The sequence below is a fragment of the Adlercreutzia sp. ZJ304 genome, assembly GCF_011039075.1.
Taxonomy (GTDB): domain Bacteria; phylum Actinomycetota; class Coriobacteriia; order Coriobacteriales; family Eggerthellaceae; genus Adlercreutzia_A.
Genome location: NZ_JAAKEG010000013.1, coordinates 1 through 13696, shown reverse-complemented (window position 1 = coordinate 13696; position 13696 = coordinate 1). Strand labels below are relative to the sequence as shown.

Genomic DNA, 13696 nt, shown 5'->3' with positions numbered 1-13696 from the left:
CTATTCTGCCGATTCTGACGCATTAGAACCTGAACCGGTGGAAGTATCGGTAGTGGTGGTATTGTTGCCGCCACTACCGGAACTGGTTTCTGAAGCGGTACCAGAACCTGCTGAGGTGCTTGCTGAACCACCGTTAGAGCTCTTAGAAGTGCTATTAGACGCGTTGTTCTTTGTGTTCTTTTTCATCTTGCCTGAAGCTACTTCATCATCGTCTTCAAACAAAAGCACCTTCGAAGTGTCTAAATCGGAAGAAGTTGTGTCAGAGGCGGTCATAGTGGACACTACTTCGCTCGGATCGCCGCCTTCGTTGACAATTTTCATCATTTCTTTCGTCTTTTCAGCATCGTTTATAACAAAAGAAATGCCATTGATGGTCTGCGTGTAGGACGGAAGCATAGCTGAATAAATAGTAATGTCTCCGGATTCGGCAAACATCTGCGCAAGCCCAATAACATCTAAAACATCCAAATCGGTTGTAACGCACTTTGATGCCGCATCTATAACGCCGGGAATACCAGTAATTGAAGTCTTTAGCACTTCATCAATAACAGCCTGAATTACTGCACGCTGATGCTTTTGACGTGTGAAATCGCCATCGGGATAATCGCGGTTACGGGCAAATGTAAGAGCTTCGCCCCCGTTTAGGTGCTGCGTGCCTTTTTCTATGATGTAGTGCTTGCCATCGCCATCGTCGCATTTATGGTTATCAATGCGCGATTCATTTTCTACGGTAATACCACCAACCGCATCCACCAGCCCAGCCATATTCTTGAAGTTCACTTCAGCATAATGAGATATTTCTATATCAAGCAGCTTTTCTGCGGCATCTATACATGCAGCCGCGCCACCAAAGGCATAAGCAGCGTTAAATTTTTGAGTACCATGACCTTTAAGTTCAATTTTCGTATCGCGCGGAATAGAAACCATTGTAAGTTGCTTATTTTCCGGATCGACACGCACAACGATATTAGTATCGCTACGTGAGCCCATACTGGAATTCCCTTCGCGACTATCAGAGCCGATTAGCAACATATTAAATGGCTTATCCAGCGATGTGCCATATCCCAGCGCATCGTCAATGTTGAGCAGTTCTTCATCTGTTTTATCACCGCGGGTAAGCTGGTTGTTAATGTGATTCATGTAAAGCGCAAAAGCTGTACCTCCACCCAACAAAACCACAAGAAAAGCTGCCACAACAGCAATAGCAATACGCTTGCCCCTATGCGCCATACGCGATGCCTGATGATACGCTTGCGCATCACGGGCATATTGACCAGCAGACCCTGCTGCCTGCCTTATCTGATACTGTTGATTAGATCTGTTATTGTTATTCGAACCATAAATAGACATTAGCAATTTGCTCCTGTTTTAATTTTAAGATGCGAATTTTTAAGATGCCATTATAGACCATGGCAGGTAATTAGCTGGTTATTTGCAAAAACTACGAAAACGTCCACGCCCCCGAATTACTTTTCAGATTTAGGTGCAGCCATAAGCAACAGACATTACAATTATGATTGTTTACAATTACAAAAAACAAACCGACTAGGAATTACCCTTGCAGGCATACATCCCCGATATAGCAATAGTCATAACCACCTATAAACGGCAAGAACTCTTGCGCGGTCTTCTTCAAAGCATTCGCGAATTGGAAGTAGGACCTGCTGCCATAGTGGTGGTAGATAACGAAAAATCAAGTGAAACAGAGGCAATAGCCGCACAGTTTAACGTAGAGCGCTATGTAGCTATGGAAAACAACACCGGTGGAGCAGGTGGGTTTTCTCGCGGAGTAGCCGAGGCTTACCAAATGGGGCACAAGTGGTTTTGGCTTATGGACGACGATGTAGCCGTTTTACCAAACGCCATTGAAGAGTTGGCGAAGTGGACCTTAAAAACCGATACCGATTTAGCAAACGGCATTCCAATTAGCCAAACCGTAGGCGCTTTTCAACCTGCTAGACGCAACTACGACAGTTCGTTTTTCTACTGGCAATACAAATTCTCTACTAAATTTGGAATGCAAAACCCACTAGCTAGTGCTAAACGCGTACAATCCCAGCCAAGCACACCCATAAATTGCTTATGTTTTGAAGGTGGATTAGTACACAGACGCGCAGTAGAAGAGGCTGGTTTGCCCGATGCGCGCTTCTTTATATATGCCGACGACACTATTTATGGATATGTGCTTTCGCAGTATACAAAAATGCTTTTCATAAACGATTACACCCTTATTCGCACCCGCACAATGCAAACTATGCGCGTAGGCAGCGCACGTAAGCTAACCCCTGCATCTGATATGTCGCGTTATTACATTATGAGAAACCGCGGATATATGGCTAATTACTTGAAATTGTACAGACAATACAACCCGCTATTTTTTAAGCTAGGTACAGCTTATACACTCGCAAAAGAGCTAGTTCGCTTGTTTGTCAGCGGCAGTACTGCTGACAAACGAAGCAGTCTGCGTGAACTTCGCCGAGGCATGCGCGATTCGCGCGCGATAAAACATGATGCACAATGGCATCCATATAGCAAAGTGTGTTCACTCCCGCATACAGAAGCCTAACTCTAAGGGTATAATCTTAAACATTACTGTCTTAATCATGTGCGAAAAGCGCTGAGGAAGGGAATACGGCATAGCTGATGAATTGGCTGGAATGCGGCATTTTACTTGCCGTCGCTATCGCGGCCACAATAGCATGCACGCCTTTAGCTAAGCGCATCGCTTTCATAACGAATGCGATAGATTATCCAGACCAACGACGAATCAATACTAAACCCATTCCCCGCATGGGCGGCGTAGCTATATTCATCGGTATGATAGTTAGTATAGCGGTGCTGAAAATAGGTACGGAGTTTTTCGGCTGGATAGACCCATTTTATTCCTATCTTGGATTCGATATTAACTACTGGCTGCTATGCGCCGGCGTAATATTTATGTTCGCAGTTGGTCTGGTGGATGATATAAAAAACCTATCGGCTAAGGTGAAACTAGTTGGGCAAATTATTTCGGCATGCTTAGTAAGTGCGTCGGGGCTTTTGCTGTCGAATATACAAAATCCTTTTATTGAAGGCGCATTCATAAATTTTGGGTTGTTTTCTTACCCTATAACCGTCTTTTATTTAGTGGCGTTCGCCAATATTATTAATCTTATTGACGGTCTAGACGGACTGGCTTCAGGAATTAGTGCAATATCGGCAGCCACAATATTTACGTTTGCTGTACTGGCTCACCGCCTAGATGCCGCAATACTGGCAATCATAATAATTGGAGTATGCATAGGGTTTCTGCGCTACAACTTTAACCCAGCTTCAATTTTCATGGGCGATTCTGGAAGCCTGCTTTTAGGGCTAACTCTTGGTATTGTGTCGCTTTTAGCTGTTGCACGTTCAACGCTGTTCATATCGCTTATGGTGCCCATAATGGCGGCGGGCGTTCCTGTTATAGACACGGCGATGGCAATAATTCGCCGAGTACGAGCGCATCAACCAATAGATGCACCCGACCGCGGGCATATTCACCACAGACTGTTAAGCGCCGGTTTTAGTCAGCGGAAAACAGTATTAATAATGTGGGGATGGACAGCGCTTTTGGCTATATGCAGCATTATGATTGCAGAAACAGACGGACTTTTCAGAGCGGCTGTTATAGTATTAGCTGCAGCAGTTACAATTTTCTTCATAATGAAGCTACATTTACTAGACCCTGTGCTGTTGCACCACTACAACCCTCGCACCATGAAGCCTATAGAAGACGGTTCTCAAGAAGACGAAAGCGAATAGTCGCTAAGTTTGCGCCCGCACACAAGCACTCCCCTATCAGACATTGCAATACATGCTTCATCTGCAGAAGAATCGGTGTAGAAAACTTCTATTTTGCCTTCAAGCCCAGCTTCACGAAGACGCTGTGCTTTTTGCTTGTCGCGACAATTAGGACCTAATAATTTACCCGTATTTGAATCTACCTTTGATGCTATAAGACCCACACCTAAACGCTTACAGGCAGGGCGCAGCAAAAATTCTGGTGAAGCCGAAGCAACCACATCTCCCGGCTTTATAAGGCTGACTACTTCCTTTTTTATTTTGTGCCAATGAGAATCCCAAAATTGCGCAACAAGCGCATCTGTATTATCTATCCGCTGAAGAAATGTGTAGAAACGCCCTTTAAATTGGTCTAGCGATATGCGCTTTGCTATATATAAAGTAGCCGCCGCTGCCTGAGTGGGCAGCGCAAAGGCGCATGCTGGACATTTCCGCAGCGCAAACTTATAGAAATCTACCGTTGAATCGCCATCATATATAGTTCCGTCAAAGTCGAATACTTGCATTCTGCGCTCCTGCGCGTCTATGGCATATACACGCCAATAATCATAACAACAACCCATAAAATCATTAGCACAAGAAGTGGCTTGTCACCCAAAACCACACCGATTGGGTCGCCATCGGATGCGGTGCGCTCTATGCAAAAGCTATAACGCATGCATGCAAACATTGCTAACGGGATTCCAGCCACAAGCGCCAATTGACCAATACTATATCCGAGATAAGCAACATCCATTCCTTGAAAAGTCCACAATGAATAAAACACAAGACCAAGCCCTAGATAAACATACATGTTCTTATCTAGGAACGATTTGTCGTAGCGCATAAGCGAGGCGCGCGCAGATGTTCCAAAACGCTCTATTTCGCCGCGGCGTTTACCTAAAGATAAAAATACCGAAAGCGACAACACTGTAAGGAATAACCAAGACGATACTTCGATGCCGCAAAAAGCGCTGCCGAACAAAATACGCAGCAGAAAGCCCACTGAAAGCATAGCTATATCTAATATAGGTACATTTTTACACCCAAAGCTATAGGCTATATTCAAAACTGCGTATGCTATCAAAAACAAAATTGCAAGTGGTGTTTGCTGGGCACAAGGAATGCAAAGCACCACAGCCAACACCGCAAAAACGCACGCCACAACTATTGCTGGTGCTGTACTAATAGCCCCGCTTGCAATAGGGCGTAAGCATTTTGTAGGGTGTGCGCGATCGTTTTCCGCATCGCGAATATCGTTTACAACATATATTGCAGATGCCATAAAGCAAAACGCGAGAAATGCAACTATTCCCTGTATTAAAGCGTCTGGGTGTACTGCACGACCCGAAAACAACAAAGGAAAAAGCACCAGCAGATTCTTCAGCCAGTGCTTTACCCTAAGTAGTTTTAGCCATTCGCGCACGAAAAATCTACCCTGCTAATCTATATTCAGTAAGAAGCGGCGTGCCGGTAACAGAAAGCTCGCTTTCAGCACCGGGCGCTATAGTAACTTTGTAAGTATACGTAGCGCTTTTGCCCACATTTAGCTTAGATATGGCTCTTATTACTTGCACGTCGTTGTACGTGTCGGAAATGATGGTTGCTCCGGCATCGTCTTGCAAATCGGTTATAGAGCCACCACTGGGAGCCACAAAGTAAACCCAAGGATGTATATCGCCTTCCGCCCACGGATAATAAGTATTGCGACCTATGATGTAGTTGCTGCCTTTCTTGCACTCTTGCTCAGTTAGGCTATTTGTTACCGTGGTGGTAGCTGAATAAGTTACGGTACCATCTGCGTTTGTTACGGGAGACGCAAGTTCGGTGTCAATATCTAAATACCAACCAAGTTTAGATGGTGTCATTATTGATGTGTATATCCCCAATTCTGGCGCTTGAACACTGCCACCAATACTGCCAGAACAATTAAGCACGCTAAGTTGTGCCTGTTCAGCCTCGTCGGTTAACCAAACCATAAATTCGCGTGTTTCCATATCGGCAAAAATTACTTTTGCAAGTTCGGTCAAACCACCCGATCCTAAGTTTGCAAAAAGGTTAGACATGGCTTTTGCGGCGGCTTCCGCAAAGAGCAAGTCAATCAATTCAGCATTTTTAGCCGCTTCTTCATCGGTTCCCAGATATTTCCAATAAAGGTCGTGTTCTAGCACCTTCGTTGCATTTGTGCCGTCTAGCATGGTGCCGTCAGACAGCGTAATAGCACCCGATATTGCCAGCACATCTTGGACAACGCTAGGAGTTATCGAGATTACGCCATCGACCGGATCGCCGCGATCGGCATATACTTGCGCCCAAATAGATGCCACACGCTCGAAGTCGGGAATAGCACCTAGGTCGTTTGTGCGCTTAAGGTGATTCTTCTCGTCGTCAAACAAGCGGCGCTCTACATCGGTAATATTTGCATTTGCGGGCATAGCAGATTCTGGAAGCGCGTCGTATACATTCGTGAAATCTTCCATAGAAATAAGACCGTTTTTAATTGACATAAAGCCAATAGAGCCGGGGAAACCACCAGCCGCACGCAATTCTGCAGAATTCTGAGCGGCTATCATATACGAACGGTCGCCTTCTGAACCTAGCAGCATGCCTATAATTGGAGCCAGCGAACTAAGTTGCTGGAACTTGTCGTTCAGCGGAGCAATTTTTTCTTTCGCCCCTCCAAAACTATTCTGTATTTGCGACAAATGGAAATCGGGAAGCCCTTCTATCATATCTGTACATTTCTGCATTGAAGGCGCAGCTGCTTCCACAGAATCGAGAAGCGTATTCATAGCATCTATATTTATTGCGCCATCTGCGCCTATTAGTGCACTTAGCGGTGTTGCCTGCAAAGCGGAAGTTAGTGGAATAAGCGCATCGTTTGTGGCTATTTGCAACGCACTAACAGCCACGCGCACATTACGAATGTCTTCGCCGACCACAGGAAGAATGGAAACGGCGCTCCATATAGGATTGCTTAGTTGCTCTTGAATATCGTCAGCTGTGTTTTTAGCATCTATCGCAGAATTTACAGCCGCCGTATATTCCTGAGCTTTCACGCTGTCCATAACAGAATTTATATCCGTCATTGCCTGCGATGCTTTTTGTTTCAGCTCGGTTGCTTGACCTGCCGCAGCAAAAGCAACTCCACCGCAGCAAAGCCCTAGTACAAGTACAACGGCAACCACCACAATGGCTATTTTCTTGCCTTTACCCATGCGCTTTTTTGGAGGCATTTCCGGAATGCGACTTGAATTGTAAGTATTTGCGCGAGTGTTGGCATAGCGCAGATTTGTGCGAATGGGCGATTGTCTGCTAGCCGCATCAACGCGACCATAGCGTGCAGATGAACTTTGAGCAGCCCTGTTCGCGGTCCTATTCGTGGTCCTATTCGCAGCCCCATTAGAACTAGTTGATCTGGAACTGGCTGGTCGGGAATTTACCTTTGGACGCGATGTAGAAGATGAATCTCTATAAGGACGACCTGTAGCTGTACGTCTCGCATTATCGCGATTTGCACGCGGGTTATTTGACATAAATACTCCTACTATCAAAATGCCAGAAGCGCAAACCTCTTGACAGTCAATTCAGTGGCGGATGTGCGAGACTTGAACTTTCAAGTTTAGGCGCGAAAGACCAGCACTTCAAATCTTGCACTTCCATTTACCAAAATCCAACGGACAGAGTAATGCCTATTTTAACCCATTGTCTTTATCTTTACCGAAAGGAGAAAGACATACATAGTTTTGAAGCTATTAGAAAGCCGAAACTTTTACATTGTAGTTACCCGTAATAAACACCGATTGCGAAAACAACTCTCCCGCGCTTCCAAGGTCTTTTTTCATTTCTATTCCTCTTTGCCGCAACCAAATTCAAGATGAAGTGGACAAGCAGGCTAATAGCTTGCAATTATCAAACGTCAAGCACCGTTAATAGCGTTTGTCAAGTTCTTTTTGAATGGCTATTGCGTAGGAGTATTTGACAAAGGTAAGATATTTTTTCACACAGAGAAAGGAGTGAGCATGGCAAATGTAATCGATGTTGCTGCATACATTTTAGAGCGAATCGGTAATGTCACTACCATGAAACTCCAAAAATTAATTTACTATACGCAAGTTCGATACTTAATTATGAATGGAGTTCCTCTATTTGAGAACCGTATAGAGGCATGGGCTAATGGTCCCGTTGTTCCCGATTTATTTCGAGTTCACTCCGGCAAATATATGATTAGCCATGAAGAATTGATACTGTCGAACCATACATCCGCGCTGACAAACACCCAACGTTTGGCGGCAGATAAAGTAGTTGACCTCTTCGGAGGATACTCTGGCGAACAGCTTCGAGAGATGACACATTCAGAAGCGCCTTGGGCTAATGCGCGAAAAGGTTATAAACCTGATGAACGATGCCATAATGAAATCACAATAGAAGCAATGCTCGATTTCTACACATCGCCCATATGCCTAAATCCCATTGCATGCCAGCCAAATGAAGAGTAGATACAGCAAGAGAGAAATTAGAAGAGCTGGCGAGGCACTAGCTGCCGGCTCTCTTTCTGAGCGCAAAAAGAATGCTACTTTACAAATGGTCGGGCATTGGAGAGCTGCCCATATGGAACCATTACATAAAACTCTTTCGATGTTAGAAGAAGTCTGCGGACAAAATGAGTCAACTATATTGGTTAGTCGGATGAAGCGCATTGACACAATTATCAATAAACTGCGCCGACCTGGATACAACTTCACTTTAAGCACACTTCGAGATATAGCTGGCTGCAGACTTATTGTCAGATGTTCGCAAGATTTCTGAAGCAATTCAAGCAACAGGACAATACTATGACATCAAAGATTATATGCTTAACCCAAAATCATCTGGTTATCGCGGCATCCATCTGATCTGTCGCCATGATGCCAAATCCTTCGGCTATGAAAACCTTAATGTAGAAGTTCAGGTTCGTTCATTCCTTCAACACGATTGGGCAACCGCCGTCGAAATATACGACATGATATCCAACGCTAATCTTAAATTCGGCAGCGGATCTAATGAGCAAAAACGCTATTTCCAACTTGTTTCTACAATTATGAACGATGCTGTTATCAACAGAAACGAATCTATAGATGAATTGAGACAACTAGATAAAAAGCTTAATATACTTGCTTCATTACGCGAAGTTATGAATTCCATGTACGTTGTATATAACAGTAAGAGCGATATTAATAGATCAGATAGCTGTCTAATTACAGTTGATGTTGGTGTACAGCAAATCAACCTAGAGATTTTTCCAAGTGATCAAGAAGATGATGCTGCTGCCAGATATACCGAACTAGAAAGCAGCGCACAAGATGGTCTAGTTTATTTATTAGCCCGAGCTGGTTCATTAGAAGACTTGCGACGAGCTTATCCTAACTACTATTCCGATATTTCTGTATTTGTTAGATGGTTGGATAGTTGTATTGAAACAATGCCGAAGATGTAAAATGTCCCGGCGCGGAGCGCACAAGCATGCACCAATAAACAGCACGCTGAACCCATCGAAGGCAAACGGCGAATCGGAGGCATACCCCAAACATGGTCTACTTCATTCGAGAGCATTGGATGCTAGCAGCTGCGGCGTTGGCGGCGCTGACGTCCATGCTTGTGGTACCGCCCGACGAGGCTTACCTTAGGTATTTCGACTGGAAGACCATAGGGTGTTTGTTCTGCGTGCTAGCTATGGCAAACGCGCTGCGCCGTATTGGGACATTCGATCGCATAGCGCGTATGGCTATAGCCCGCCAGAGCAGCCCTCGGACGCTAGCACTTACTATCGTCCTCACCACGGCAGCGTTTTCTATGGCTTTCACCAACGACGTTGCCCTAGTTATTATGCTGCCGCTGTCTGCGTCAGTGTTGGTAGAGCTCAACCAGACGCGGCTAGTTCCCGCAGTGTTTGCGCTGCAAGCCCTAGCAGCCAACCTGTGTGGAATGGTGACGCCGTTCGGTAACCCGCAAAACCTTTACATCTACTCGCACTTCCATCTAGGGTTGGTCGAGTTTCTAACAACAATGATTCCACCTTTCCTGCTCTCACTCGCTGGAGTGATTGCCGCTACTATGCTCGCAACTGGCAAAACAACCACAGGAAACCTAAATAAGAAAGAGCTGCAAGCGCCAGCCACAAAACCTTTCTCCCCTCAAATGCCAATTGACCGGCGGCGCCTTTCGGCCTACGGGTTCCTCTTTGTCGTCACCCTGATGGCCGTATTCCGCATCGTGCCCACAGCCGCAGCCGTTGTCGTGATTGCAGGCGCACTCGCCATTGCCGACCGCAAGGCCTTGGTCGAAGTAGATTATGCGCTACTAGCCACATTCATGTGCTTCTTCGCTTTCGCGGGGAATATGTCGCGCTTGCCAACCATGGGTGATTTCCTCGGTCCGCTGATGGATCGATGGGGTTTGCTCGTCTCTGCCTGCACCAGTCAGGTGATAAGCAACGTCCCAGCAGCCGTGGTGCTGTCCCATTTCACGGAAGCATGGCAGCCGCTGCTCGTGGGCGTGAATATCGGCGGCGCCGGGACGTTCGTAGGGTCGCTAGCTAGCCTCATAGCTATACGGTATTTTTCCCTAGCGCGCAAGGTGTTTCCCCGCCTTCGCGCTGACGACGCGCCCACGATGGGACACTTCCTTTGTCTATTCGGGCTGATGAACGCTGCCTTTTTCGTGATGCTGCTTGCTTTCTGCTAGAGTTGAGAGAAGCAGATCGAAGCATACCACGGAGCATAGAGTATGCCGTCGCGCACCTCAAAGTTCGATCGGCACAACACGATTCCGCGGTCGATCTCATATCCGGGCGCATGCATCGCTTTCGCCAATGACGCGTGTGTAAGGTAGTCGCGCCCTGACTTCACCTCAAGCGCAACGATGCCATTCTCGCCCTCTATCAGGAAATCGACCTCGCCTGCCTTGCGTGACATAAAGTAGTACGGCTCGAACTGCGCAGCCACCAGCTCCTGCGCGATAACATTCTCAAACACGCCTCCCATGTTCACGGTGCGACTATCCTCATAGATCGCACGTGCTAGGCTTTGCGAAAAGCGCGCGACAAGCATGCCCGTATCGGATTGGTAAAGCTTGAAGTTGGATGCTTTTTGCGTGCGACGAAGCGGCGGACGCGGCTCGGTTACACGATTGACTTTCAGCCCAACCCCCGCGCGGGTAATCCAGATAAAGTCCTGCTCGAAGCGATCATAGCGGGCGGTTTTGTCAAGCGAGGTTACGGCAAACTTCACATTCATCTCTTCAAGCTGCACCGGCAATTCGTCGAATATTGCCTGAACTTGCAAGGCGCGGCGCCCGGCGTACCGTGAGATGTCATAGGCGTACTGGCGATTGAGTTCGAGCTGTAGCGGACGTATGTGCTCCAATGTTCCCACATCTGCAAACTGCTGTACGATCTCGGGCATCCCGCCCACAATTACATACGAACGGAAAGCGGCAATCAATGTATCGTGGATATATTTTTCCAGCGGCTTTTGGTCCAAGAAGGCTTGACGGGTCGCATCGAGCGGCGAGGTAGTGGGAAGGGTAGCCCAGCAGAATTCCTCGAAGTCGAGCGGACGCATCTCTATCTCGGTAACAAATCCGACGGGAAACGATCTAACCCCCTTGAACGCGGCTCCCAGCATAGATCCTGAGAATGCGTAATCGAAGCGACCGTCTTCCACTAGAAATTTCGCATATGTCATGATATCGGGCGATTCTTGGATCTCGTCGATGAATATAAGCGTGCTGCCATCGACAGGCTCGGTACGAGCAATAAGCATCAAACGGTTTATGAAATCCTGCGTATCCGTTGCGCGGGATAACGATTGTTGGGCGGCTCGGTCTTCAAGCAGATTGATCTCAATTAGCGCCTTGTACTGCATCATACCAAAGTGGCGAATAATATAGCTCTTGCCGATCTGGCGTGCTCCCGTTACTAGAAGCGCTTTGCGCTTTCGCTGCTGACTTGACTTCCAATCGATAAGTTGCTGGTAAACCTTACGTTTGAGCATTTTGCATCCTTTTAAAGGTTAGTTTTGCGACAAAATACATGAATTCATTATAGCGTTTTGTAACAAAATGCAGTGTTTCGCGAGAAAACCATTTTCTGCGGCACATCGTTTTTGCAAAAAAACAGGAGCCAAAAATGACTTTTGACCTAGTGCTTTATGGCAGGATGTACGATACTTGAACTCGCGACCTCCGACGTGACAGAACGGAGTTCTGAGTCTATCTTGTCTTAGCCCTGCCATTTAACTTACCAGCTTGATACTCCAAAGAGCATTATCGTTGATTTCTATTTGCATGACAAATATGGTCTTTGAACTGGTGTTTCTTGAATGTCTAAAAGACAGCTTGAGTCTTTGGAATTCATCTCTAGAAATATTTGAACGGTCACAACTTGCTTATCGCACCTACTCTGCTTCGTAACGATTTAGCCGTTTTAGCAGTTTTAGCAATTTAAGCATTGCGGAGTCGGACCTATTTCTAAATTCCTATTACTCCCCTCAGTGATGTCGCGGTGAGAATATATAATAGAAAACGGAAATACTCATATACATAGGGCATTTGCATTGTTCTTGGTAAGGTCATTATGGGATTACTTGATTTACTAGTTCGATTTATTGGCTCTGATAAACGCTATGGAGGATTATATCTTCATTCGAGATCAGATAGTGAACTTAATGACGTCAGGGAAGAAGTTCGTCAAAAGATGTGTTCTGGTTCAAAAAAGGCATATTACGACCTTGAACGTATAGATCAAATCATCGGTGCACGTAGATCGAAACAAAAGAATGATGAAAGCTTTTCAACCTATCACACTGAGCATGGTTGGTATCTATCAGAAGACGATAACTAACTTAACAAGAACTCTCCTTTATATTTTATATAAGGATTTTAATTTTCCACTGTTATTAGTTCTTTTTCTTCAGATTCAAGCTTCTCTAGAAGCGCCTTTTGGCGATCACTCTTTTCAAGAATGAAACGTTTCTGATAGAACGTATTAGCGTAATCTAAAACCTTATTCATCATTCCCGCATCAAACAATGCCCCGATAAGGGCTGATACAATAGGAACAGCCCTTTGAACAGTCTTTTGGGTTAGCTGTTTCCCAATCTGCTCAAAGATACTTCTGAAGATGCTATTTTCAAGCCCTTCTTCTCCTGCTTTCTTAAGAGCTGTAACAGCAGATTTGTGAGCTAATGCTCTCATTTGAGTAATAAGCAGACTAACCCCACCACGAGATGCCATTGCAGTCCAGCCCTTTTTGACCGTCTGCTTAACAACCTCTCCCTCCGTAACCATCATAATCTTTCCGATAACACCAACAATCTCTGAGGAATTAGAAGTGGGCGATAGTGCCGTAGTGAAAACTTCAGAAGCCAGCGCTAATTCATCTGAGTCATTCTTAATATCATATCCATAGAACATTGCAACAGACTGAACAGCTCGGTAATAGCAGAAGGTGCTGAGAACTATATTAAACGGAATTCCCGCAAAGCCAAATACACCAGTTCCACCACCCTCCGCTAATGCAAAACCAATATTAGGAAGACGATCAGTGTTAACAGCTTTTGCAATGTCATAGCTTCTTGCTAAGCAAATAGCTTCCAATGAATCTATCTCTATATCAGACTGCTTGTTAATATTGTTGATGACGTCCTTTTCACTGACAGTGAACTTTGCAGCTTGCTCTTCTAGGGTGCCGAATCCCTTTGCGATAACCTTCATCGCTTCCGCATAAAACTGATGATATGTCCATCGGGATGTTACACAAAGAGGCTCCGACCTGAACAAATGGTTTATTCAGTCCAAAATCTGGGCTAGCATCTAGGTGTCTCAATTCCCGTGATTCAACAATCACACAATGCCT

Annotated in this window: 12 protein-coding genes; 6 read left to right on the top strand and 6 right to left on the bottom strand. The window is 45.6% G+C overall.

From position 1 onward, the window contains the following. Entirely contained in the window at positions 1-1350 is a 1350-nt protein-coding gene (locus G7Y46_RS07555) for an LCP family protein (protein ID WP_165253745.1), read from the bottom strand. Between the two features lie 208 nt (positions 1351-1558). On the opposite strand from G7Y46_RS07555, the gene G7Y46_RS07550 reads away from it, so the two are divergent. Further along, complete coding sequence (locus G7Y46_RS07550; RefSeq protein WP_165253743.1) at positions 1559-2566, top strand: glycosyltransferase; 1008 nt, start codon at positions 1559-1561, stop codon at positions 2564-2566. A gap of 77 nt (positions 2567-2643) precedes the next feature. Then, positions 2644-3783 (top strand): MraY family glycosyltransferase, encoded by a 1140-nt coding sequence (locus tag G7Y46_RS07545; protein WP_165253741.1) that lies wholly within the window; start codon positions 2644-2646, stop codon positions 3781-3783. On the opposite strand, the gene G7Y46_RS07540 is transcribed toward G7Y46_RS07545, so the two are convergent. From G7Y46_RS07540 to G7Y46_RS07530, 3 genes are read right to left on the bottom strand one after another with little or no spacing between them, the layout of a single operon-like run. Beyond that, the gene (locus G7Y46_RS07540; RefSeq protein ID WP_165253739.1) at positions 3762-4328 is read right to left on the bottom strand and encodes a haloacid dehalogenase-like hydrolase; all 567 of its coding nucleotides are present in this window, start codon (positions 4326-4328) and stop codon (positions 3762-3764) included. The two genes, G7Y46_RS07545 and G7Y46_RS07540, sit on opposite strands and share 22 nt — an antisense overlap. 17 nt (positions 4329-4345) lie before the next feature. Continuing rightward, positions 4346-5227 (bottom strand): decaprenyl-phosphate phosphoribosyltransferase, encoded by an 882-nt coding sequence (locus G7Y46_RS07535; protein ID WP_165253737.1) that lies wholly within the window; start codon positions 5225-5227, stop codon positions 4346-4348. Positions 5228-5234: 7 nt separating this feature from the next. Beyond that, positions 5235-7337 carry a DUF4012 domain-containing protein gene (locus tag G7Y46_RS07530; protein ID WP_165253735.1) on the bottom strand — a complete coding sequence of 701 codons (2103 nt, stop codon included), beginning with the start codon at positions 7335-7337 and terminating at the stop codon, positions 5235-5237. Between the two features lie 486 nt (positions 7338-7823). Between G7Y46_RS07530 and G7Y46_RS07525 the strand changes: the two genes are divergently transcribed. The 3 genes from G7Y46_RS07525 (at position 7824) to G7Y46_RS07515 (ending at position 10524) form a co-directional block, all read left to right on the top strand. After that, the gene (locus tag G7Y46_RS07525; protein WP_165061584.1) at positions 7824-8300 is read left to right on the top strand and encodes a type II toxin-antitoxin system antitoxin SocA domain-containing protein; all 477 of its coding nucleotides are present in this window, start codon (positions 7824-7826) and stop codon (positions 8298-8300) included. 284 nt (positions 8301-8584) lie between these two features. Beyond that, entirely contained in the window at positions 8585-9277 is a 693-nt protein-coding gene (locus G7Y46_RS07520) for a hypothetical protein (RefSeq protein WP_165253733.1), read from the top strand. A 92-nt stretch (positions 9278-9369) separates the two neighbouring features. Beyond that, on the top strand, positions 9370-10524 hold the full coding sequence (locus G7Y46_RS07515) for an SLC13 family permease (RefSeq protein ID WP_165253731.1): 1155 nt from the start codon (positions 9370-9372) through the stop codon (positions 10522-10524). Here the strand turns inward: G7Y46_RS07515 and G7Y46_RS07510 are convergent. Next, entirely contained in the window at positions 10521-11834 is a 1314-nt protein-coding gene (locus tag G7Y46_RS07510; RefSeq protein ID WP_165253729.1) for an AAA family ATPase, read from the bottom strand. The genes G7Y46_RS07515 and G7Y46_RS07510 overlap by 4 nt on opposite strands. Positions 11835-12415: 581 nt before the next feature. Between G7Y46_RS07510 and G7Y46_RS07505 the strand changes: the two genes are divergently transcribed. After that, complete coding sequence (locus G7Y46_RS07505; protein ID WP_165253727.1) at positions 12416-12682, top strand: hypothetical protein; 267 nt, start codon at positions 12416-12418, stop codon at positions 12680-12682. Positions 12683-12720: 38 nt separating this feature from the next. Here G7Y46_RS07505 and G7Y46_RS07500 read toward each other — a convergent pair whose 3' ends face one another. Continuing rightward, positions 12721-13554 (bottom strand): EcsC family protein, encoded by an 834-nt coding sequence (locus G7Y46_RS07500; RefSeq protein ID WP_165253725.1) that lies wholly within the window; start codon positions 13552-13554, stop codon positions 12721-12723. Positions 13555-13696: the final 142 nt, after the last annotated feature.